Source organism: Thermomicrobium sp. CFH 73360, assembly GCF_023806465.1.
Lineage (GTDB): Bacteria > Chloroflexota > Chloroflexia > Thermomicrobiales > Thermomicrobiaceae > Thermomicrobium.
On sequence record NZ_JAMSLS010000004.1, the window covers coordinates 190218 to 212768 of the forward strand.

19 protein-coding genes are annotated in these 22551 nt (G+C 61.1%); 10 read left to right on the forward strand and 9 right to left on the reverse strand.

All coding sequences use genetic code 11. The features are described 5' to 3' along the window. Positions 1-21 precede the first annotated feature (21 nt). The 4 genes from NET03_RS09525 to accA form a co-directional block, all read right to left on the reverse strand. Complete coding sequence (locus tag NET03_RS09525) at positions 22-1632, reverse strand: zinc-binding metallopeptidase family protein (protein ID WP_252128680.1); 1611 nt, start codon at positions 1630-1632, stop codon at positions 22-24. Between the two features lie 41 nt (positions 1633-1673). After that, positions 1674-2909 carry an NAD(P)/FAD-dependent oxidoreductase gene (locus NET03_RS09530; RefSeq protein ID WP_252128681.1) on the reverse strand — a complete coding sequence of 412 codons (1236 nt, stop codon included), beginning with the start codon at positions 2907-2909 and terminating at the stop codon, positions 1674-1676. A gap of 9 nt (positions 2910-2918) precedes the next feature. Then, positions 2919-4037, reverse strand: coding sequence for an ABC transporter ATP-binding protein (locus NET03_RS09535; RefSeq protein ID WP_252128682.1), 1119 nt, complete (start codon positions 4035-4037; stop codon positions 2919-2921). 238 nt (positions 4038-4275) lie between these two features. Beyond that, a complete protein-coding gene (gene accA / locus NET03_RS09540) occupies positions 4276-6063 on the reverse strand; it encodes an acetyl-CoA carboxylase carboxyl transferase subunit alpha (protein WP_252128683.1) in 1788 nt (595 codons plus the stop codon). A 138-nt stretch (positions 6064-6201) separates the two neighbouring features. Here accA and NET03_RS09545 point away from each other — a divergent pair, with 138 nt between their 5' ends. Then, positions 6202-7671 carry a M81 family metallopeptidase gene (locus NET03_RS09545; RefSeq protein WP_252128684.1) on the forward strand — a complete coding sequence of 490 codons (1470 nt, stop codon included), beginning with the start codon at positions 6202-6204 and terminating at the stop codon, positions 7669-7671. Here the strand turns inward: NET03_RS09545 and otsB are convergent. After that, positions 7668-8513, reverse strand: a complete 846-nt coding sequence (otsB, locus tag NET03_RS09550; RefSeq protein WP_252128685.1) for a trehalose-phosphatase — start codon at positions 8511-8513, stop codon at positions 7668-7670. The genes NET03_RS09545 and otsB overlap by 4 nt on opposite strands. A gap of 36 nt (positions 8514-8549) precedes the next feature. Between otsB and NET03_RS09555 the strand changes: the two genes are divergently transcribed. Further along, entirely contained in the window at positions 8550-9842 is a 1293-nt protein-coding gene (locus tag NET03_RS09555; RefSeq protein WP_252128686.1) for an MFS transporter, read from the forward strand. A gap of 7 nt (positions 9843-9849) precedes the next feature. Here NET03_RS09555 and lhgD read toward each other — a convergent pair whose 3' ends face one another. Both lhgD and NET03_RS09565 read right to left on the reverse strand, forming a co-directional pair. Then, entirely contained in the window at positions 9850-11049 is a 1200-nt protein-coding gene (gene lhgD, locus NET03_RS09560) for an L-2-hydroxyglutarate dehydrogenase (protein WP_252128687.1), read from the reverse strand. A 12-nt stretch (positions 11050-11061) separates the two neighbouring features. Next, positions 11062-11547 carry a CBS domain-containing protein gene (locus tag NET03_RS09565; protein ID WP_252128688.1) on the reverse strand — a complete coding sequence of 162 codons (486 nt, stop codon included), beginning with the start codon at positions 11545-11547 and terminating at the stop codon, positions 11062-11064. Positions 11548-11670: 123 nt separating this feature from the next. Between NET03_RS09565 and NET03_RS09570 the strand changes: the two genes are divergently transcribed. Continuing rightward, complete coding sequence (locus NET03_RS09570) at positions 11671-12816, forward strand: NAD(P)/FAD-dependent oxidoreductase (RefSeq protein WP_252128689.1); 1146 nt, start codon at positions 11671-11673, stop codon at positions 12814-12816. A 23-nt stretch (positions 12817-12839) separates the two neighbouring features. Next, positions 12840-13130, forward strand: coding sequence for a DUF503 domain-containing protein (locus tag NET03_RS09575; protein ID WP_252128690.1), 291 nt, complete (start codon positions 12840-12842; stop codon positions 13128-13130). Here the strand turns inward: NET03_RS09575 and NET03_RS09580 are convergent. Together NET03_RS09580 and NET03_RS09585 are read right to left on the reverse strand one after the other, a co-directional pair. Then, a complete protein-coding gene (locus tag NET03_RS09580) occupies positions 13121-13645 on the reverse strand; it encodes a hypothetical protein (protein WP_252128691.1) in 525 nt (174 codons plus the stop codon). The genes NET03_RS09575 and NET03_RS09580 overlap by 10 nt on opposite strands. Before the next feature lie 742 nt (positions 13646-14387). Further along, positions 14388-15227, reverse strand: a complete 840-nt coding sequence (locus tag NET03_RS09585) for a J domain-containing protein (protein WP_252128692.1) — start codon at positions 15225-15227, stop codon at positions 14388-14390. A 123-nt stretch (positions 15228-15350) separates the two neighbouring features. On the opposite strand from NET03_RS09585, the gene NET03_RS09590 reads away from it, so the two are divergent. From NET03_RS09590 to NET03_RS09615, 6 genes are all read left to right on the forward strand, one after another. Continuing rightward, positions 15351-17027, forward strand: coding sequence for a thiamine pyrophosphate-binding protein (locus NET03_RS09590; protein ID WP_252128693.1), 1677 nt, complete (start codon positions 15351-15353; stop codon positions 17025-17027). A gap of 25 nt (positions 17028-17052) precedes the next feature. After that, positions 17053-17328 (forward strand): hypothetical protein, encoded by a 276-nt coding sequence (locus NET03_RS09595; protein ID WP_252128694.1) that lies wholly within the window; start codon positions 17053-17055, stop codon positions 17326-17328. An 879-nt stretch (positions 17329-18207) separates the two neighbouring features. Further along, on the forward strand, positions 18208-19335 hold the full coding sequence (locus NET03_RS09600; protein WP_252128695.1) for a helix-turn-helix transcriptional regulator: 1128 nt from the start codon (positions 18208-18210) through the stop codon (positions 19333-19335). A gap of 105 nt (positions 19336-19440) precedes the next feature. Further along, positions 19441-19695, forward strand: a complete 255-nt coding sequence (locus NET03_RS09605) for a helix-turn-helix domain-containing protein (RefSeq protein ID WP_252128696.1) — start codon at positions 19441-19443, stop codon at positions 19693-19695. Beyond that, entirely contained in the window at positions 19688-19975 is a 288-nt protein-coding gene (locus NET03_RS09610; protein WP_252128697.1) for a hypothetical protein, read from the forward strand. The genes NET03_RS09605 and NET03_RS09610 overlap by 8 nt, the downstream gene beginning before the upstream one ends. Further along, the gene (locus NET03_RS09615) at positions 19972-22551 is read left to right on the forward strand and encodes a bifunctional DNA primase/polymerase (RefSeq protein ID WP_252128698.1); all 2580 of its coding nucleotides are present in this window, start codon (positions 19972-19974) and stop codon (positions 22549-22551) included. Before NET03_RS09610 ends, NET03_RS09615 begins: the two co-directional genes overlap by 4 nt.

Sequence of the window (22551 nt, forward strand, 5' to 3'; positions counted from 1 at the left end):
ACAACTATGCCACCAACGGCGTTACAAGAGGTGATATGCATCCAGGTTCGGCGTGGGAATCCACCATTCCTCGCCGCGAACCGTCGTAATATATTCTGGCCAACGTAAATCAATCGGCGGCGCAAAATCAGCCGGAAGCAACGGTGCCACCCAGTGTTGTCCGCCAATTCCGCCTCCGGTCCGCTCCCGGAATTCGACCCACGCTTGCTCCAGCAGGGCGGGATAGGTCACAAGGTCGAGAATCGTTGCCGCAATCACTTTCCCAGCCACGAACATCCCCGGATCAACGATCTCTGGCCGCCCCCCAAGTGCATTGTCCGCCCAGGCCGGATAGGCATAGTCCGGTGTCGGCGGACGCAAGCGCGGCCGCGCAGTGTACAGCCGGACTGTTGGCGCATGCCACGTGTATTCCACGTAATCGTCTGACGTGAAGTTCCGTTGCCATTCAGGTAGGGCCAAACGGAACTTCGACTCATACTCCTCCGGTGGGATCACTCGCTCCACGTCGTCGATGAACGGGTCCTCCATCGGCTCCAAGCCAAGATTCCGTTGAATCTCCCGCGCGAACGCCCGCGCTGCCTCACTGTAACGCGGCGGGCCCACGAGCTCCAGATTATCGTAGGCAACGCGAGATACCGTGAGATTTGGTAACCCCACGCGGGTCTTCGTCACCCAGCGCACTGATGCACGACAACCGGTCGCTTCCGCTGCGCGTTTCGCGTTGTTGACAAGGACCCGATAGATTTGCTCCTGAATTCCCAGCGTTGGTGAGCGCCAGGCATATTGGATCTGTGCAAACCTGGGAGGCAAATTATCCGCTGTCGCATCCCCTCCGACCAGAATGAACTCGTTCAGGCTCCAGGACCCAGTATGGGGAAACATCGCTTCTTTCGTGTACTTGGTCATCGTGTACATGAGGCACAACGCATCGATCGCCCCAGGGCATCGCGCAGCTGCATGGGTCCCGCCCACATCCGGGAATAAACTGCGGTCGATCCACCGCTCCGGCTCGACACATTCGAAGGTGAACACGCAGCTCCAATAGGAACCACAATGAGTCTCCCATGCCACGGTGTTCGTGCCTTTAGGGTAATAGGACGGATGATAAGCGATAAAAGCATCGAATCCGTCGTAGTATCCTTTGGCTGCATGCACCGGCTTGGACCCACACACCTTTTCCGCTGGTTCCCCAAAGAACCGCAGCGTAGCGCGCAGACCATGCTTCTCCATCGCATACTTCGCCGCCAGGACCCCAGACAGTGCTGCCACGCCGAGCATCGAGTGTGGATCAGTGTGTCCCGCTGCCCAGGGGTGCATCCCTTCACGCGGCTTCCGATACGGAACGGGTTCCTGAGAATTTCCAGGCACCGCATCATACTCTGCGTACGCACCGAGAACCGGTCTCCCCGTCCCCCAACTGGCCACGAATGCTGTGGGCATCCCCCCGGAACCAACTTCAATGTCGAAATTATGACGACGCAAGAGCTCCACATACGCCCGCGCGGACTTGTACTCTCGCCAGGCTGGCTCCGCATATCGCCAGATTTCGAGATCAAACTCCGATAGCCAGTCCGCATTCTCCTCGATCCAACGAAATGCCGTGTTCTTCGCCTCGTAGAGCGGTGCTGGCATACTCTCGCTCCTTACTGAGGACCTCGGTCGTGCAGCCGAATTTAGCTCTCCAGAGGCTCGTAATAGTGCGTGTACTGCCAGATCGCCGCCTCCACTAATGCCCCCGCATCGATCGGGCCAACAAACCGCCCAGGCGCAAGGGGACTCAGATCGATGGAAGGGGCGCCACTAACAATCCATTCTGCTAACAGCCGCCCCAAGGCCGGGGAAAAAGAGAAGCCACTGCCGTTGCATCCGCTCAATACCCAGAGCCCGCGGACCCCCGGCACCGGCCCAGCCACAAAACGCCCATCCGGTGTCATCGTGAAGAGCCCACCACGGTGCTCCTGCACTGCTGCGTCGAGTAAGGACGGTATGACACCACGTACTAACTGGGCAAAGCGCTCTAGCACGCCAAACTCAAGTGGCACATGCTCAATGCGAAAATCTTGCCCACGGTTCGCCGGATCCAGTGGAAGTGGATCTGACTCGAATCCTCCCCACATTAAGCCACCCCGGCAAGGCCGCACGTAAACGGCCGTATCGAAGACACGTGTGATCGGGTAGGTCGCCTCAATACCAGGAATTGGGTGCGTAATTGCCAGCTGATGACGCATGGGGACTACAGCGAAATCGGCCCCGGCCAACTGACTCACCTGGCGAACCCATGCGCCAGCTGCATCCACCACAGTTTCTGTCCGAATGTGGCCGAGCGGCGTCTCAACACCGTGTACAGCCGCGTTCCGGACGACAATTCCCGTCACCGGTACGCCACCGATGACTGTTGCCCCCAAGCGCGCTGCCGCCGTGTGATATGCCTCCAAGAAGCTCACAGGCTCCTCGATATAGATGTCTCCCGGTACGTAGGCTGCCTGACGAATCTCCTCCGGCTCGACATAGGGTGCAAGACGACTCGCTTCCCGGGGAGAGATGAGTTCGACCTCGACACCCCATCGCTGCGCCGCAGCCACCTCTTCCTCAATCAGGCGACTGTGGCGGTCATTGCGCGCAATCATCAGGCTTCCAGAGTGGACGAATGCAACCGGCACACCGAACTCGACTTCGAAGTTCCGCACCGTATCCACCGCCAGCCGCGCCAGACGCGTCCGGAGCTCGTCAGCTTGCACCAACTTAAAAAGACCCGCTGCCCGTGGCGAGGTCTGCGACGCGATTTCAAAACGATCCAGCGCCACAACACGTCGGACTCCGAGCCGAGCCAACTGCGTCGTAACCGAGAGGCCAAAAGCACCCGTCCCGACCACCACCACATCGGCGTCGCGCGGTAGCTCCTGGCTCATTTGATGCCCTCACCTTCTTGCGCGCAACAACACCGCGTCTTCAGCCCGCCAACTGAGGAGCACACGATCACCGCGTTGCCAGCGCATCGTCTCCAGACGGCTCGGCTGCTTGACGCTCAGAATCCGCTCGCCATGCACGCGGACGCGGAACTTCGTCGCCTCCCCAACGTAAATAATCTCTTCGATGGTCGCCTCAACGCGGTTGTCACCTCGCTCCTCACCGAGGACAATCCGTTCCGGACGCAACGCGATCGTCACCCGTTCACCTGCGCTGACAGCATCTCCTGACTGCACCGCAATGCGCCAGCCGTCGTCGGTGACGAGATAACCTCGTCCGTCACGTCGTTCGAATCGTCCTTCGAGGAAGTTCGACTCACCAATGAAGTTGGCCACGAACTCACTGACTGGACTTTCGTAGAGCTCGCGCGGCGTCCCAACCTGCTCGATCCGACCATCCCGCATGACCGCGATGCGGTCAGACATTGTGAGTGCTTCTTCTTGATCATGAGTCACGTAAATCGTGGTGATATTTAGGGACTCCTGGATGTGCTTGATTTCGAGCTGCATCTCTTCGCGAAGCTTCTTATCGAGTGCTCCCAACGGCTCATCCATCAGCAGCACTGGCGGCCGGAAGACAAGCGCTCGTGCAAGGGCGACGCGTTGCTGCTGACCACCAGAAAGCTGCCGAGGGTATCGCTCTTCGAAACCCGGCAAGCGAACAAGTTGCAGCGCCTCTTTCACCGCTCGCTCTATCTCGTCGCGTCGCCATTTCCGCATTTTTAAAGGAAAAGCAATGTTCTCAGCCACAGTCATGTGCGGGAAGAGCGCATAGTTCTGGAAAACCATGCCAATGTTCCGCTTGTGAGGCGGTCGGAATGCGATATCTTCTCCATTGACAAGAATTTGCCCCGAGGTGGGAATCACAAACCCCGCCACCATCATCAGCGTCGTTGTCTTCCCGGACCCCGAGGGCCCCAACAGCGTGATGAACTCTCCCGGCGCGATATCCAGTGTCACGCGGTCAGCGGCAATGACCTCGCCGTAGACCTTTGTCAGCTCGATTAACTGCAAGCGAGCTCCAACAGTCTGCGCGGCTCCTGGTGTCGTGCTCTCCTTCACGGTCACCATAACTCCACCGCCTCACCGGCTGCACGCTTTCGCAATACGAGGTGCCGAAAAGATCTCTGCGCGCACCGTCAGCGCCTGAACAAGGAATCGAGACTCTTCGAGAGCGCCCGTGACGGCGTACTACCGCTATCCTAGACGATTGCTTCTTGCAGCGTCAACGCATCAGGGCAGGCACGCTGCACGAGTGCCCCTCCCCAGATCGCTTCTCGATTCATGCACGCTGCAAAACCGCAGACATTCAGTCGCGAGTGCCCGGCGATCCGTGTCCCACGGCCTCTTCTTCCCGTCCGAACGGTAGGCGTTCGCGCAAGCCTCCCAAGGTGCGACCGATTAATCCACTTAGCTCCGCTACCTCTTGCGCTACAAGCTCTCGGAAATAGGTGTTCGTCTGACCCATGCGGCGGAACTTCCGATACCGCTCCCGGACGAGTCGTTCGGGGGATATGTCGTGAAGCTCGTCCAGCGACTCAACGATCGCATCGAGTAGCAGCACCGCCGCGTAGTCCGGATCTCGATGTGCCCCTCCCTCTGGCTCCGGCACGATCCCATCGATAACTTCCAACCGCAACAAATCCGGCGCCGTCAGTTTCAGTGACTCCGCAACCTCTGGCGCCCGTGATGCGTCTCGGTAGAGAATTGCCGCCGCCCCCTCTGGCGATATCACACTGTAAATCGCGTTCTCGAGCATGAGCACCCGATCTGCCACCGCGAGCGCGATCGCTCCGCCACTGCCTCCCTCGCCGATGATCACAGCAATCGTCGGAACAGGTAGCACGCTCATCATCGCAAGACACTGACTCAAGGCCGAGGCAATTCCCCGCTCTTCAGCCCCCTCACCCAAATAAACCCCAGGAGTATCGATCAGCGTGATGACCGGCAGCCGTAGCCGAGCCGCCAAATCCATGAGACGCATCGCTTTTCGATACCCTTCCGGCAGCGCCTGACCGTTTCGCCGTGCCGGATCGCCATGCCCCCGCTCGTGCCCGATCAGGACAACCCCCTGTCCCGCAATCTCTCCGATGCCCCCCACGATCGCCGGATCATCCCCGTAGAGGCGATCACCGTGGAGTTCCACAAATTGCGGACTGATCCGTCGGATCAAGTCCAGCGTCGTCGGTCGTTCCGGATGCCTCGCCAGCTGGACCACTTCCCATGCACGGCGCACCGGAGTATCGTCCGGAATCGCCCGCCGGATCACCGTCCGGGGCACGAGCTCACTCTCCGCCCGTACAAGCCGCAGAATCAAACCAATCGTGTCGCGCAGCCGTCGGCGATCGACAATCTGATCAACAAATCCATGTTCGAATACGAATTCGGCCGAGTGCGAGTGAAGCGCCTCGTGTCCCGCCGTTTCCTTCACCACTCGTGGTCCGGCAAAGCCGATCAGCGCCCCAGGTTCCGCGAGAATGATGTCGCCCTGATTCGCAAACGACGCATAAATGCCGCCAGTTGTCGGATGGGTCAGCACCGAGAGGAACGGCACGCTGGAGTCGTGCGCGCGCTTCGCTGCTGCAGTGGTCTTCGCCATCTGCACCAGACTAAGGACGCCCTCCTGCATCCGTGCGCCACCCGATGCGGAGACGGTCACAATTGGCAATCGGCGCTCTGCCGCGCGCTCGAACGCCAGTGTGATCTTCTCGCCAACCACCGACCCCATACTGCCGCCCAGAAACCGAAAGTCGAGTACCGCCAGGACGACCTCATGTCCCCGGATTCGACCAATACCGGTGATGACCGCCTCACGGAGGCCCGTCTCTTCACGTGCCTGCAGGATGCGCTTGCGATACGGCAGACGATCCGAAAAGACAAGCGGATCCATAGAAACCAGATGCCGATTGAACTCCTCAAATGACCCAGGATCAACCAGTAACCGGATCCGCTGCTCGGCCGAGAGGGTGAAATGGTAACTACACTGAGAACACACGCGATAACGCTCGTAGATCTCGTCCCCTCCCAACGACGCTTCACAGCGTGGGCAGAAAACCGACTGACCCTCTGTGTCCGCCTTTCGGGAAAGATTTGACATCTTTTGTCACCTTTCGGTGCACCCAGCCCTCACGTTCGGCAAACCTCTCCAACGCGTCCTATCATAGCTGATCAGAGCAGCGCGACACGCCGCTGAAGCACAAGACCAGGACGCAAGCACAAATGATCGAGGTGCCAGATGCGCATCGGAATCGCCTGGCTTACTTACCGAAGTAATACGTTTGCCTTGACACCAGGAAAACTTTCCGCCGGATGGGGAGAAGATCCCAAACCAGCGGTGAATTGGCTGCGCACTATGCTCGAGCCTCTCGCCCAACGACTCGGCCTGGAGCTCGTCAACTTGTGCGACGTTCAAAGCGCCGGAGGTTCCGTCTCGACTGCTGAATTTCTCGCGTTTCTTCAGCAATTCGATGAGACCTTGGACCGTACCAAGCCAATCGATGCCCTTCTCCTCCATACCTCCGGTACCCTCGTAGTGGATGGCATGAGTGGCGATGTACTTCTCCTGCAACACCTCCGCCAACGCCATCCTACTCTACCGATCGCTGTATTGGTCGATCATGTGGCGCAGTTGCCACCTGACATCACTGACGTCACGCCGTTGATTCTTGGTCCGCACCGCTGGCCTCCACGGGACCGCCCCCAGAGGCTCGAACGTGCGTTGGACCTCCTGAGACAATGGGCACGTGGACGCATCCAGCCCACCCTCGTTGTACATCGCCTCCCGCTCGTTTTCCCCCTTGCCGTGCAGCGAACTGATATTCCTCCATTCGATAGATTGTCGAGAAAGCTCGCCGCATGGGAAGCGCATCCAAACGTTCTCACAACGAGTGTTTTGGGCGGTTTTCCCTACGCCGACGTCAGCTACGCTGGAGCCAGCGTCATAGTGATCACCGACGGCGACTCCCAACTCGGCAACGCGATTGCGCACGAGCTCGGGCAGGAACTACTAGAACTCCGCAACGCTCTTCATTGGCCCACGCTGACCATCGAGGAGGCAATCCATCGAGCCATGACCGCTTCGGACCACCCAGTTGTTCTTCTAGACACTGGTGACGCGCCTGAGGCTGGAGCACCAGGTGAGGGTACAGCGGCCCTTTGGGCAGCGTTGGATCTCGGAGCACGGGGAACAATTGTGTCCGCCATTGTCGATCCCGAAGCTGTCGAGATTGCCCACCGTGCTGGCCCTGGGATCACAATCGAGCTCGAACTCGGCGGGAAGCACGATCATCGTCATGGATATCCCATCCCAGTTCGAGGCGTGGTGCGCCGGATCGGAGCCGGTATCTACCGGAGACGCTCCCCATTGGCCCCAGGACAACCGGTGGATGTAGGTCCCTCGGTTTGGCTCGAACTCGAAGGGCGCTATCATGCCCGCGTTGACGTGATTGTCACCTCCAAACCGGGACCTTTCGACGACCCGGAACTGCTCTTTGCACTCGGCCTCTCTCCCCATTGTGCTTCCGTCCTTGTGCTGAAGTCCGCGCTGGACGCGTTTGCCTGGTGTCATGACAGTCGACTCTGGAAGTCCAATTCTTTCCCCAAAGAGGTCATTCAGGCGTTAACTCCTGGTATCTCCACAACTGATCTTTCCTTCTTTACCTTTCGTCAGCTCCCACGGCCAATCTGGCCTCTGGATGAGCTCTAGGCTTCACTGAGACGTTGTGCCATCGCGTACAAGAACTGAGCGAACTCTTCCACTCCGCCCACCAAGATGTCGGCGAGATGTCCGAGTGTTTCTGGAGCCTCTTCGCTCCAAACACCGATCAGGATTGTATCGATACTCCCAGCCGACCGACGTTCCCGTAGATATCGCATGGCATCGAGGTCCGTCACGTCATCACCAGCAAAGAGAACGCCCCGCAACCTGTACCTTGTGACGAGCGCATCAACGGCCGTCCCTTTATCGATCGGCACGTTCGGTCGGAGTTCCAGAACCTCCCGGCCACGACGAACAAGGAGACCATAACGCGTCGCGATCTGCTCTACAACCTTTTCCGCCCGTTGGCGCTCTTCATTCGCGTCGATACCGCGTAGATGGACCGTCAGCGTCGCCCCCTTTTCCTCAATGAGAAAGTCACCCAGTTCCGCACGTAAGACGCGGGATGCCTCCTGGACGCTGGGGAGCCAGGGAATAATCTCTGCAGCAATGGTGAGCTGCTCTTCAACCAAAGACTCGGCTCCGTGATTTCCAACAATAACGAGTTCTGGAATGTCCAACCGAGTGGCCACATCCAGCGCCCGACGTCCAGACACGACGGCGACCAATTCCACGCGCTTCACAAGGAGGCGTAACGCTTGGGCTGCGAGGGGATGCGGTTGAGCGGTTTCGGGATGCGCCACGATGGGACTTAATGTTCCATCGAAATCAGTGATGACACCAGCGGGAAAGAGGCGCAGAACTGCAAGCGATCGCTCGAGGAGCCGATGGATATCGCTCGTGCGCAGTGGTGTTGCCATGTGGTCATCATCGCTGCAAGGTGCCACCATCGTATACTCCCTTCGGCATGGGAGGGACGCTCAGCAGTGTCGCTTTTCCAAGGTCTCATCCGGTATGCGAGATCGCTCCTCGCTTTACCCCGCGACATCCGCCTCTTTTTCGTGTATGCGCTCTTTTCGAACGTCGCGATCGGCGCTTTCACCCTACTGTACAACCTCTACCTCATCCAACTTGGATATCGCGAGGACTTCATTGGTCTGGTCAACGCAGCATCGACAGGAGCTCTTGCACTCTCCGCACTCGGCTTAGGCCGACTGCTTCACCAGCGTGGCTCCTGGTGGTGTTTGACCTACGGTACCGGAGCGTACTTGGCCACCTCGACGATCCTGGCACTCGCCACCCAGCCTGCCGTGGTTCTGGCCTGTGCAATTCTCCAGGGTATGGCAACAACATTTCTCTTCGTGCCGCTTATGCCATTTGTCATCGACCATGCTCCGACCGTTCACCGTGCCACCGTTGCCGCAGTCGCCCTGTCTCTCACTTCCGTCTCGTCGACGATCGGCAGCCTTTTAGCTGGGTGGCTTCCCTCCGCAATCGGTCCCGTTTTCAACATTCCTGTTCCAAGTGTCCAGTCCTATCGCGTGGCTTTGCTCGCGGGCATCGGTGTTTGTGCTGTCGCGATAGTGCCACTTCTCGTCATGCGAGAAGCGCGCGATCGCCCACCACAGGCAACGAGCACACTGCACATACACGACCCGCAGTCCAAGTCACTGACCGAGATCCGTCGGTATCTCATCGCGTTCGTCATTGCTGGCGGACTCTTGAGTATCGGCAACGGAGCAGTCGTTCCATTCTACAACGTGTATCTGGACACCCTCGGGCTTTCCGCCCGCACGATCGGTGTCATTTACGCAGTGGCCAGCCTTGTCGGCGCACTCTTTGGTCTTGTCGGCCCGGCGATCGCCCGCATCTGTGGCCCGCTCCGCGCGGTCACCATCATCCGATTCGCACCAGTGCCGGTCTTCGCCAGTCTCATGTTGCTTCAAGCAATCCCGCTTGCCATCGCTGCACACGTTATCCGCATGATTTCGATCTCAATGGCTTGGCCGATCGACTCTATGCTGGTAGCCGAAACGCTCCCTTCGAGAGCGCGGGCGAACGCCTTTAGCTTCCGGAGTGCCGCGTGGAACATCGGCTTCGCCGCCGCCAGCTTTCTCGGCGGTCGCCTGATCGTCACCTTCGGTTACGTGCCTGTCTTTGCACTCTATACGCTCTTCTGCACCGCAGCCATCGCATATTTCATGCAGCAATTTCGTCACCATCCAGCTGCGCATGCCCGCGCAGGATCCATCCCTTCGGTGAGTGAACAGCACTCCTAACTCGCGCTCACGACGGAAGGTCCGTTTCGAGACGATCGACGATGAGACGACCAATTTCCAGACAGGAAGTCGCCGCTGGCGAGGGCGCATTCCGTACATGCACGATTCCTCGTTGTCGCTCGAGAACAAAGTCATCGATCAACTTCCCATCGCGTGACAGGGCTTGAGCACGTACGCCGGACGGACCCGGCAGGAGATCGTCTTCCTCAAGTTCCGGAACAAAACGACAGAGCTCCTTCAAGAAGGCGCGCTTGCTGACATCACGCCAGAACTCGGTAATTCCGACACGCCAGTACTGTCGCGCCAGCGCACGAAAACCAGGATAGGACAGCGTCTCTACCAAGTCTCGCCAGCAGAAGTCAGTTCGCTGATACCCTTCACGGGCAAACGCCAGAACGGCATTTGGTCCGAGGAGCACTGAACCATCAAGGCGTGGAGTAAAGTGCACCCCAAGGAATGGAAAGCGTGGATCGGGCACCGGATAGACATTCGTACGCACAAGACACGCCCGCTCCGGCCGGAGCAGGTAATAGTCCCCGCGGAACGGCACAATCATCGGATCAGGAGATCCTCCACTTGCGCGTGCCAACCGATCACTGTAGAGACCAGCACACACGATCACGAAGCGCGCCTCATAGTGCCCACCGGTCGTTTCCAGGCCTATCACCCCATTCCGCGAGCGGAAGCTCAGCACGGTGTGGCGAAAAAAGAGTTCTCCATCTGCATTTCTCACATCCTCGGCCAACGCCTCCGCGACACGAATGAAGTCGACGATACCGGTCCGGGGCGACCAGATCGCGCGTATGCCCGTCACCGCGGGTTCCCGTTCCCGAATTTCTTCAGCAGCCAGAAGTTGCAACCCCTCGACGCCGTTCGCCTGCCCTCTCCGGTAGAGTTCCAGGAGGCGCGGTACCTCGTCAGGTGTCGTGGCAACAACGAGTTTCCCCACCATACGATAGGGAATGCCGCGCTCCTCGCAATACGTTATGAGCCTGGCAGCTCCGGCGACGCAGGCCCGTGCTTTCAATGAGCCCGGTCGATAATACAGACCAGAATGAATCACTCCGCTGTTGTGGCCCGATTGATGCGCGGCAACCCGCGACTCCTTGTCGAAGACCGCGATCTTGAGTCGGGGACGGCGGAGCGCAACTTCACGGGCTGTCGCCAGACCGACAAGGCCAGCGCCAATGATCACAACATCGAACATCGCCTTCGATCCTCACATCCCAGGTGGCTCTCTTTGCAGCGTGAACTCACGGTGCCCACAGGCGCTACAGATCTCAGGTCGATGGAGCCCACGCTCAAAGTAGCCGCAATTGAGACAGCTCCAACGGGTCATCGCAAACAGCCGTACCAAGTCAGCCCGTGTGATGATCCCCACGAGCCGGCCCTCGCGCAAGACGGGAACACGTCGCACACGTTGCTGTACGATGAGGTCAGCGATCGTTTCCGCCGGGGTATTCTCCGTCACTGCGATCACATCTCTTGTCATCACGTCAGCTGCTGTGCGACCACGCTTGGCGATCAGATCGAACTCGGACACGATGCCCAGAACGCGCCCCTCGTCATCGACGACCGGAACTCCCGTAATACGGTGCGCGACCAGCGTCTGGGCGATCTCATCGAGGGTCGTGTCCGGATGGACAGCGATGACATTGGACGTCATGATCTCTCGGGCATACACCGTGTCGATCGTATCACCCATAAGGAACCTCGCTTCCCACCCACGCCTGTTCCGGCACTCGCATCGTACCACTCGACCGGCAACCACACGAGGTCAGTCTTCTATACTTCGTCATGGGCTGATTCAGTGGTGGGAGGCGCCGCAGTGGAACGAGCCGATTTCGTCATTATTGGCGCGGGGATCATGGGATGCAGCGTCGCCTATCACCTCGCGGAACGACGAGCCGGACGCATTGTTGTGCTGGAACGTGACGAGATTGCGCGGGGCGCTACCGCTGACGCCGCAGGTGGTATTCGCCTGCAATTTTCGACCGAGACAAACATTCGTCTGTCCCTCCTCAGCTTCGAGTACTGGGAACATTTCACGGAGCGTTTCGGCGTCGATATCGGCCTCCATCAATACGGCTACCTGTTTCTGTTAACTCGTCCCGAGGACGTCAGTGCGTTCCGCGCCTCGCTCGCCCTCCAGACATCGTTAGGGGTACCTGCACGGTGGGTGGAGCCGCAGGAAATCGCCGAGCTCCAGCCAGCAGTCCGTACAGACGACCTCCTTGGCGGCACCTTTTGCCCACGTGACGGCTGGTGTGATCCCTATACGGCGACGATGGGCTTCGCGACAGCAGCCCGTGAACTCGGCGTCGAGTTTCGCGAGCACTGTCCGGTGACTGGGTTCCGGATTGTCGGTGATCGCCTGCAGGCCGTTCTCACCCCTGAGGGAGAGATCGCCTGTGGCACAGCCATCATCTGTGCCGGGCCGTACACTGGTGAAGTCGGAAAACTCGCGGGGCTCGAGCTTCCCGTCGTACCGTATCGTCGCATGTCCTTCGTCACCGAACCCTTCGAACTCGTCCCCAAGACCGTTCCCATGACCATCGAGTTCGAATCGTCACTCTACTTCCACCCGGAGGGTGAAGGATTCCTGTTCGGCATGTCCAATCCGAATGAGCCTCCGGGATTTCACAAGACTGTGGACCCCGAATGGATGACCCGTACGGTTGAGGCGCTCTGCCGCCGGGCCCCTGTTTTCGAGCAGGCTCGTATCCGCCGTGGCTGGGCAGGATTCTACGAGGTTACGCCGGACGCCAACCCACTCATTGGCCGCATCGAGGAGATCGATGGCTTGGCAGTCGCTGCCGGATTCAGTGGACACGGATTCATGCACGGGCCGGCGGTTGGTCGCTGCATGGCAGAGCTCCTACTCGACGGTGTGGCCACATCCGTTGACATTCGTGCCTTCAGTCCGGCCCGCTTCCGGCGAGGTCAACTCATCCAGGAGCGGAACGTCATCTAGAACAATGTGTTGGAGCTCAGAGTATGGTCGTCGGCATTTCCCGTCTTGCCATAGAAATTCCAAGCGCGCACTCCTTAAAAGAGAAGCGGAAGGTCATCAAGTCGATCATCCACCAAGTCCAACATCGCTTTAATGTCTCCATCGCCGAGGTCGATGGTCACTCACAGTGGCAGTTCGCCGAACTTGGCATCGCTTGTGTGTCAACCTCAGCACAACACGCTGATGAAATGCTCCGTCACGTCCTGCAGTACATCGAAGAACATTTGTCGGAGGGATATCTCCTTGACTATCAGACCGAAATCATTCATGTGTGAGATACCTGGCTCGTTCCTGACAAAAGTGCAGCACGGTTCTCAGTAAGAATGCGCCGAAGTTCCTCCAGTGCCCAGGAGCCTGGTTCCCTTTGAAGCGTTGCGAGTTCTCGAGCCCGTTGAGCGACCGATGCCGCCGCTTGCGACGCAGGAATGACTCCCACCCGCTCGACTAAACGAATCCGATACCGTTCGCGTAGCGTTCGCAAGACACCCCTGAGTCCCGACGCGCCACCAAGGTCGCCGTAACAGGCTAGAAGCGCCTTAACCTCCTCCTTCGACACCGGTGGCTCTAAGAACGGTTCGAGCTCACGCCGTGCTCGCTGGATCGGCTCCACCTGCTGTGTCCACACCTCGACTACCTGGAATGCACTGGAGGCACCGGCGATCCGTTCCGCGAGAGCCGCAGCGAATTCGTCGTGAACGACGCGAAAGTCCCCTACGTCGAGCAACGGCTTCCGCTCTATCTGTGTCGCACCACCGGCAGGCACAAACCAGCCGCAGGTAGTACGTCGCAACCGCTAAGTCCTGCGCCGGGGACACTGGCAGTCGATCGAGCCGCGCCAACTGCCCGACCAATTGTGCTTCAGGAACTGTCCGAAATAGGTCGGGTGGGCGCACTGGTAGACAGAGCACCTGCCTACGATGCAGTCGCGCATCTCGGCCGTCGAGCTTGGGGAGGAGGGCTCGCGTTGACCAATGCTCCGGCACAGCGACACCCCCTTCGCCCGTCATCAGACGGCCACAACGACTCACCGTCATTACGCGGCGTGCGATAGACTCCGATCCAGCGAGTAAACGCTCCACGTTCTGTATGCTCACCTGCTCGGCTTCTGCCACCGAGATGTCAAACTTCGCGTCCAAGGCCCGCACAAACATCCCCGCGGGTTCCTCAATGACGAGCAGAAGATCCGGTATTCGGACGCGGCGTGGGAGCGTCCCTTTGAGCGACGAATCGAGGTCGAGCGGAATGAGCGCGCGGAGCGTCCCTCGATCTTCCCAAAGATCGATTGGACCCCCGACCAGCGGCTCTAGGTACCCGACAACGTACCGCGCCCAGGCATCTCCAATGATCCGGCTTGCCCCACCCCAGTCACTCCAGCGCTAGACTGGCGGTGAGAGTATTGCAGTGCCCCTAGCGGCGAGCCGGTCGGCAAGGTTGGACGTTCGAGGTCGGTAGTCAGAATAGGGAGCACTGCGACCTATCGCTGTCCAATGCGACTGTTGGCAGTGCTTACCACTGGTCAGGACGAATGGCATTCAGTGCTGGCACCCTGCGCGAAGAGCAAGTTCTCGTCTTCGTTCCTCGATCAGGCGGAGTAATCGCCGCCGTCGCAAACGTAAAACCGCAATGTCATGCCGGAGAAGCTCCTCTTGCCGCTGGAGATAGCGTTCCACACTTTGGGGACCTCGTTTGAGAAGCTGACCCAGGTCGGAGCGTTCCAGTTCACGTAACCGGCGAGAGAGTTGCATCTCCTCGACTTCCCGCTGCGCGAGACAGCGACGCAGATCGTCCAAATCGGAGGTAGAGTTCGGCTCTTCGGCAGCAGACCAGACGGCCACCAGCCGCTGTAACTGTTCGACATCACGGCGCTCCCAAGCCTGGTTCACAAGGCGCATGAGATGTTCACGCTGGAGACGATCGTGATCGTCACGCGCCAAATCAGGGTGTAACAGACGGGCCAGCATCCGGTACAACCGGCGAAGCAATTCGGCTTCGTGCCCATTGGGAGAGAGGAACTCCTCCGAGCATCCATTTCCGCGGGAACTCTGCTGCCGGCGACACTCCTCTCGCCATGCGTCGTCTTTGCTATCGGCTGTCGCGGAATCAAGTTCTTCGTCGGAAAGCGGTCTGGACACGCGTAGCAAGCGACTCAGTCGGACCTCGAGGATCTGAACTTCCGCGCGCAGGTCCTCAACTTCCCGCTGTAACGCACCAAGGCGCTGCTGAATGGTCGCACGGAGTTCTTGCTGTGCAAACTCGAGCAACGTCACGCGATGGCGCAATTCTCGCAGCCGTTCACCCCGCGTCAAATACTCGAGCTCCAATGTCACACGCTGGAGAAGCGACAACGGCGCTGGCACTGAGCGTTGTTCCATGGCTTCCGCTCGACTGCACGATCCTATCACAACCGTTCCATTCTAGCCGTCGTTGCGCTGCACAACCAACGTCACCTTTCGCAAAACCATCACGTCGAGTATTCTGACACGCGGGGGATCGTCATGGAACGTACAGCGTGGGAAGAACTGGCTGCAGTTTTCGAACGCGAAGGGATCCGGTACGTTTTCGGCCTACCCGGTTCGCCGAAACACTTGTACGACGCCCTCTACGACTCAGCCGCCGTCCGCCCCATATTGACTCGTCACGAAACCGCTGGCGCGTTTATGGCCTACGCTTTTGCACGCGTCTCGGGCACAGTCGGTTGTTGCTTTGGCTGCCCCGGCCCCGGGATAGCGAATCTCGTCCCCGGCATCCTCGAAGCCTGGTCGGGTTGTGTCCCTGTGCTTGCGCTTGGTGTCCGAGCACCAACGCGAACATACGGTATGGGAGCATTTCAAGAGGCTGATCAAGTCAGCATGTTCCGGCCCATCACCAAATGGGCGGTGACGGTCGAGCGGCCTGACCGTATCGGTTGGTATCTTCGTCGCGCGCTCACGCTGGCCACCACCGGACAACCTGGCCCAGTGTATCTGGAGATTCCCGCCGACCGTGCGCTCGAACGCGTCACTATGCCGTCCTATACGCCAGCGGATCGCACTGTACGCCCAGCCCCAGATCCCGAACGGATCGCCGAGGTAGTGCGCTTGCTTCGCTCAGCGAAGCGCCCGCTCCTGGTCTGCGGCGGCGGTGCCATAGCCTCAGGTGCTTACGACGCAGTGCAAGCCTTTGTTGAACGTCTGGGGATCCCGGTCCAAGTCACGCCAGCAGGTCGCGGAATCATCCAAGAAGATCACCCGCTCTTCGCGGGTCTCGTCGGTCTCTACCGTACCGAGTACGCCAAAGCGATTTGGGAAGAGTCAGATCTCCTTATCACCGTCGGATCACGGATGGAGGAGTTCCAGTCGGGTGTGTGGACCTATTTTCCGAGTGGCGCACACTTCGTGCAAATCGATATCGCGGCCGAGGAGCTCGGCCGGAACTGGATACCGGAAGTCGCCATTCAGGCAGACGCGAAACTCGCGCTCCTTGCACTGCTTGAGGCGCTCGAACGAGAAGGGATCCCACGCGATGAGGCTCGTGTGCGAGAGCTGACCGAGCGACAGCGCGCTGCCATCGCAGCTGCAGAGGCGGACGCGATGACCAGTCAGCAGCCGATACGCGGGAAGCGCGTCGTCGCCACCATCAACCGCATCTTTGACCAGAGAACTATTTTGGTACTGGAGAACGGAGCCCAGGACCTGTGGGCCTACTATTGGCCATACTATCGAGTCCGAGACCGCGGTGCTGTCGTGCCACCAGCAGAACAGACCGCGATGGGCCTTGGTGTGTGTGGAGCGATTGGTGCTGCCTTGGCAAAACCAGAGTGGTACGTTGTCTGCACGACCGGTGACGGTGCATTCCAAATGGGGATGCATGAACTCCCAACAGCTCTCGAACACCGCCTTCGTGTGACATGGGTCATCTTCAATGATCACGCACTCGGTTGGCCGCGCTGGACACAGCGGACACAGCTCGGCGGTCGAGTCATCGCCACTGAATTCGCTGCCACTTTCGATTTCGCTGCCGTGGCACGAGCTTCCGGCTGCTACGCGGAGCGCGTTGAGCACCCTGAAGAACTAGCACCCGCTCTCGAACGAGCGCGACGGGCCAATGATGCTGGCCAACCAGCAGTCATTGATATACTGGTTGACAGTGAGGAACACCATCCGAGTTTCGTCGAGTTCCATAGACTTCGCTGATCATGCGTTGGAGGACTTGTCGAGGATGCGCGATCACACAGGACGATATCGGACACGGTACGAGGATACGCTCCGTGCCCTCGGGCATTACCTGGATCAGCATCGCTTCACACGTATCGCCGTCATCGAAACTCCTGAAGGCTTTCTCGTCAAAGGGTATGTGGCCGCGCCAGGCCGAGATGAGGAGAGTTTGTCGTTGGCACCTGAAACGCTGCTCTTCACCGACGCCGATCTCAACCAACTCCTCGAAGAAGCCTACCGACGACGCGGCACTAGTGGATCATCAGCGCCCAAACCCTAACAGAAGTCGAAGGCGCTGGCAGCGGTCCTAGATAGGCGATCAGATGAGGTCATATGGTGCCGTTTGTGGCGACGCGCTGTTGCAGGCCTTTCTGGATCTTGCCGAGAGGGCACCGACGAGCAGGAGTCACAAACGGCGAGTGGAGACGCCTTACCTCCGCGGGCGAGGGAGACAGCGGATCCTGGAGCAAGGAAAGCGAGAGACGAACTACCCTCACAGAACACTCAACGAGAACAGGAATAGACGAGCAGCACCGCTGCCCTGCCGACCTGCATCTCGTTCATGTACTCGTCAAGGGCAAAGCCAACACAGCCACAACGTATGTTCCAAGCGTACCCTTCCCGATAGAACGCAGACGCGAGCTACCCTCGCTGAGCATCGCTCCATTATCTGGAGCAAAGAGATTGGCGGCGACATTGTTACAGTATTTGCACGCAAGAAACTGGTCTGCTCGGCACCCTCTCGCCCGACGCGACGAGGAAGCCCGATACTCTTCGGCCAGTCTGCCGAGCTGCGGCTCACATATCGGTGTCACCACATGACGGATGAGCGCGCATGAGAGACGAAGTCGCGTTGCCAGCAAAGCTGCTCGCAGCGCCATTCCGAGCGAGAGAGATTGAACGCAGGCCCGGTCAAGCGTGCAGCGATTTTCGGCTTCGTATTGCGGAACGAGGGCGCATGGGAGTCGAACCCACCGGCGAGGCTCGTCACCCCGCCCACCGGTTTTGAAGTCTGCGGAAAAACATCTTGACTGGTGCTCAAACATCCGGACAGTGCGTCCGTACGCGTAAGACATCCGTTCGAGTGTGCTAGAATGTCCGGTGAGTGACAATTTATCTGCTAGCAGTATTGCTAGCAGGGCCAAAGAAAGGAGTGGGCATGATGTCCGCTGTGCCGTACCTAATAACATGGCGGGTCGTCGGAGTGGCGACCTTGTGGCCGGAGGACCTCCTTGATGCGCTCGAGACCGAGATCGTGGCGGCCGGATTCATCCGCCACTTCGATCGTGAGAACACGACATCGGTGGTCGCCGTCCGCGGTTGGCGTATCTACCAAGACGGAGAAGGTCGGATCTCCCTGCAGGTCATCCCGATCTGGGAAAACGGCCAGTGGGAGCTGCACCTGGTCGCTGTTGGATGGTCTGATCAGCCGCTGGACGACTCACACTTGGCATACGCCGGGTTCCTCCAGGGGCTACCGGAGCGCTTCCCGGTTCCGAGTACGGGCGGTATCGTTGAGCGACTGCAAGCGGGGAGACATGTCCCTCTCCTGTGGTCTGCGATCATCGACACGCCGTCAGCCTTCGTCGAAGCTTGGCTACGGGATGAATTCTTCCCGAGGTGCAGGGACTTCGGCGTCGCTGAGGGAGACCCACAGGTCGTCAAGCTGGACAACACGCGCTGGTGGGTCTGGATGCTGTGGGCAACTCCAACGTGGTTGTCCACCCGCGGTGGAAACTGGTGGGTGGTTCCGTCAGTAGCCCTCGTGACAACGCCGCAGCTCTGTCCTACCGTCTTGCTCGTACCGAGCGAGCACGCCAGTTTGTGCCTGAACCTGAAAGAATACAGGGGCAAGACCTTCATCCAGGTGTGCTCATATCTGCCCGTCCACCCCATCGCTTCCTGGCTCGTCATCGACTTCGCAACCAGGCGGGCGGGTGTCCTCTTCCCTCTCCTCCACCAGCAGGACCACCGCATTCCCGCGATGCAGCTCTTCTCCTGGTGGTGCGGCGTCTCCACGGACCGCGACTTTCCAGACCTTCATGGCCTGTCCGACGGTCGTCGCCGGGTGGCAGAACTCCTGATGCGTGGGAAGACACTCAAAGAGATCGCTGAAGCGCTCCGCGGAGTCGTGACGGAGTCGACGGTCCGAACGTATTACTCGGAATTCTGGAACAAAGAGGAATTCGCGTGGCTCCGACCGTACCTGCCGCCCCCAAACCCGAAGTATTCCGCATATGGCCGGCTGGCGTGGCAGAGGCCCGCCACGAAACGTGATCGAGGTTGAACGAAACGAAGCCAAAATCAACCCCTTATCAAGCCTTGATATAAAGCTTGGCGCGTCCGTACGCTGATCGTCAGGACGGATCGATCAGCTTAGGGAGGACGCGCCATGCCCATAGCCTATAGCAGTGCTTCGCGCTCCACAACCGTCAGCGTCGGTGAGGCTGCCCAGCTGCTCGGCGTCGGGCGGAGCCTGGCGTATGAGCTCGCGCGCTGGCAGGGCCAGCTTGCGCCGGGGGTGCCGGTGATCCGCGTCGGTGGTCGCCGGTACCGCGTACCGGTCCGGCCGCTGGCACAGGCGCTCGGCATCGACGAGGACGAGCTGCTCGCTCGCCTCGGAAGGGAGGGCCGACGGGATGCCTGACACGCGAACGCCCCCAGCCACCTGGCCAGAGGCGCCGCGAGCGCACGTCGTTGTTCTCCAGTCTACCCCATCGGGACACGACATCGCCGAGCCGGTACTTCAGGCCAACAGTCCTGGCTACGACCCCACCACCACCCGCCGCCCAGTCGGCGCCACCCGCGACTGTCCACATTGCGGGTCGGTGGTGCCGGTGCCGCTCGCCGCTGACCCTGACGATCCCGCCGCGCCAGGTGACCGGTGCCCATCGTGCGGCTATGACTGGCCCGGGGGTGCGCCATGACCGTGCGCGATGCAGTGGTGGCCTACGCCCAACGTGGCTGGCAGCCGCTGCTCCTCCGACCCCGCGACAAGCGCCCGCTCGACGGGGGTTGGGCGTCCGCGCCGCCCACGGTCGACGTGCTCCTCACCCGGCTGGACGGATGCACCGACTTCAACCTGGGGGTGCTCTTGGGCGCACCGAGTGGCGGCCTGGTCGACGTCGACCTGGACAGCCCAGAGGCGCGCGCCCTCGCAGCCCGGCTGCTCCCGCCGACAAAGTTGGTGTTTGGGCGGCCAAGCGCTCCGGCGTCGCACTGGCTCTATCAGGCCGACCCGGTACCGGAGTCACGGGCCTACCACGCGCCGGACGGCCGCGTGCTGCTCGAGCTCCGGGCCGACCGCCACCAGACCATGGTCCCCCCATCGGTCCACCCCTGCGGCGAGCCAGTGCGCTGGGAGTGCGACGGCGAGCCGGGCCGGGTCACGGCCGAGGAGCTCCACCAGGCCTGCGCTCGCCTGGCGGCGGCCGCGCTCCTGGCCCGCCACTGGCCGGCGCCGGGGAGCCGGCAGGAGGCAGCGCTCGCCCTCGCCGGCGCACTCGGGCGCCTGGGTTGGCCTGCCCGTGCCGTCGAGGAGTACGTCCTCCTCGTGGCGGAGGCTGGAGGAGATGAGGAGGCCCGCAAGCGGGCCGCCGCTGCCCGTGACACCGTCGCCAAACAACAGACCGGCGAGCCGACCACCGGCTGGCGACGACTGGCCGAGCTGCTCGACCCAAGCGTCGTGCGCTGTGTCCGGCGCTGGTTGGAGCCGGCGCAGCGGCGCGTCGGGCCGTACCAGTTCGGGTCGAGCGGGATCGCCTACATCCGCGAGACCGAGCACGGGCACGAGGCGCGGCCGCTCGCCAACTTCACGGCCGAGATCGAGGAGGCGATCGTCACCGACGACGGTGCTGAGCCCCGCCGCGTTTTCGTGGTGACCGGACGGGTTGGCGACACCCCGCTCCCGCCGCTCCGGGTCCCTGCCGAGCGGTTCGCGGCCCTGGCCTGGACCGCCGAGTGGGCACCGCGCGCCGTCCTCTACGCCGGGCAGACCACCCGGGATCGGGTGCGGGAGGCGATCCAGCTCGTCTCGCTCGATGCCCCAGAGCGGGTCATTTACACCCACACTGGCTGGCGGCAGGTCGGCGGACGGTGGCTCTACCTGCACGCCGGGGGCGCCCTCGGGGCGGACGGCCCGGCCGAGGGGATCAGCGTCGAGCTGCCGCAGGAACTGGCACGCTACCGCCTGGTCGAGCCGCCGGACGCCGAGACACTCCGCGCAGCCGTCGCCACGGTCTGGCATGAGCTCCCCACCGTGGCCCCGACTGTCTACGCCGCGCTGTTCGGTGCGGCGGTGACCGCCCCCCTGGCGACCGTGCTTGACGTCGACGCGGCGGTCTGGGTCGCCGGCGCCACGGGCCTGTTCAAGACCTCGGTCGTCAGCCTGCTTCTCAACCTGTACGGTGAGTTTCCGCCCACGACAGCCCCAGCCGGGTTCGAGTCGACGGCGAACTACCTCGAGAAGCTCGCCTTTTTGGCGAAAGATCTCCCGCTCCTCATCGACGACGTCCGCCCACCGCAGAGCGTGTCCGAGGCGGCCGAGTGGCGGCGGAAAGTCGAGCGGCTCGTGCGCGCGGTCGGGAACCGCACCGGCCGCGGGCGGATGGCCGGGGATACCACGCTGCAGGGCGCCTATCCGCCGCGGGCGTTGGTCATCGTGACCGGCGAAGACGAGCTCGCGGGGAGCTCGACGATCGGCCGCACGCTGCTGGTGCGGTTCGAGCTGGGAACGGTGGACCCCCAGGCGCTTGGCCGCTGGCAGCGCGATCCCGTCCCGCTCCGGTTCACTGGCGCCGGGTATGTCCGCTGGTTGGCCGGTCTCCTTGACCGGCACGGTCCGGCGCGGTTCCGGGCGCTGCGCGACGGGCTGACGATCCCGGAGCTCCCGTCCGGGCTCCACCCACGCCTCGCCTCGACCCTGCGCCAGCTCCTGGCTGGTTGGACGCTCTACGCCTGGTTTGCGACCGAGACGGGGGCGGTCAGCGAGGCGGCGGCCAATCGCCGGCTCGATGAGGTAGCGGCCAGCCTCGCTGAGCACGCCGTGGCGACCGGGGAGGAGGTCCGGGCGCAGCGGCCGAGCCACCGGTTCGTGCAGGCGCTGGGGGACCTTCTGGCCAGCCGGCGGGCCTCTCTCGCCGGGCGCGACGGAAAGCCCCCGCCGGACGCCGAATCGCTGGGGTGGGTGGCGCTCGACGGCGGGACGCTGGTCCCGCGGGGCGAGCGGGTCGGCTGGGTCGACGAGGACGGGCTGTACCTGATCCCCTCCACCGCGCGCGCGTTGGTCGGTCGGCTGTTGCGCGAGAGCGGAGAGGTGTTCGCGATCTCGTCTCGGCGTCTGCTGGAGGAGCTCGAGCGGGACGGCTACCTCCTGCCCACCAGCCACCGCGGGCCGACACGCGCCGCGGTTATCAAGGCCGAGGGCAAGACCTGGCGTGTCTGGGCGCTCCGCCGCCTGGCGGTCGAGCGCCAGTGGGGTCACAAGGACCCGGAAGGAGCCTAG

Excerpts from the sequence above, each read along its gene's own strand:
- NET03_RS09525 (WP_252128680.1), bottom strand. The coding sequence starts at position 1,632 with ATGCCAGCACCGCTCTACGAGGCGAAGAACACGGCATTTCGTTGGATC.
- NET03_RS09530 (WP_252128681.1), bottom strand. The coding sequence starts at position 2,909 with ATGAGCCAGGAGCTACCGCGCGACGCCGATGTGGTGGTGGTCGGGACG.
- NET03_RS09535 (WP_252128682.1), bottom strand. The coding sequence starts at position 4,037 with ATGGTGACCGTGAAGGAGAGCACGACACCAGGAGCCGCGCAGACTGTT.
- accA (WP_252128683.1), bottom strand. The coding sequence starts at position 6,063 with ATGTCAAATCTTTCCCGAAAGGCGGACACAGAGGGTCAGTCGGTTTTC.
- NET03_RS09545 (WP_252128684.1), top strand. The coding sequence starts at position 6,202 with ATGCGCATCGGAATCGCCTGGCTTACTTACCGAAGTAATACGTTTGCC.
- otsB (WP_252128685.1), bottom strand. The coding sequence starts at position 8,513 with ATGGTGGCACCTTGCAGCGATGATGACCACATGGCAACACCACTGCGC.
- lhgD (WP_252128687.1), bottom strand. The coding sequence starts at position 11,049 with ATGTTCGATGTTGTGATCATTGGCGCTGGCCTTGTCGGTCTGGCGACA.
- NET03_RS09565 (WP_252128688.1), bottom strand. The coding sequence starts at position 11,547 with ATGGGTGATACGATCGACACGGTGTATGCCCGAGAGATCATGACGTCC.
- NET03_RS09575 (WP_252128690.1), top strand. The coding sequence starts at position 12,840 with ATGGTCGTCGGCATTTCCCGTCTTGCCATAGAAATTCCAAGCGCGCAC.
- NET03_RS09585 (WP_252128692.1), bottom strand. The coding sequence starts at position 15,227 with ATGGAACAACGCTCAGTGCCAGCGCCGTTGTCGCTTCTCCAGCGTGTG.
- NET03_RS09590 (WP_252128693.1), top strand. The coding sequence starts at position 15,351 with ATGGAACGTACAGCGTGGGAAGAACTGGCTGCAGTTTTCGAACGCGAA.
- NET03_RS09595 (WP_252128694.1), top strand. The coding sequence starts at position 17,053 with ATGCGCGATCACACAGGACGATATCGGACACGGTACGAGGATACGCTC.
- NET03_RS09600 (WP_252128695.1), top strand. The coding sequence starts at position 18,208 with ATGATGTCCGCTGTGCCGTACCTAATAACATGGCGGGTCGTCGGAGTG.
- NET03_RS09605 (WP_252128696.1), top strand. The coding sequence starts at position 19,441 with ATGCCCATAGCCTATAGCAGTGCTTCGCGCTCCACAACCGTCAGCGTC.
- NET03_RS09610 (WP_252128697.1), top strand. The coding sequence starts at position 19,688 with ATGCCTGACACGCGAACGCCCCCAGCCACCTGGCCAGAGGCGCCGCGA.
- NET03_RS09615 (WP_252128698.1), top strand. The coding sequence starts at position 19,972 with ATGACCGTGCGCGATGCAGTGGTGGCCTACGCCCAACGTGGCTGGCAG.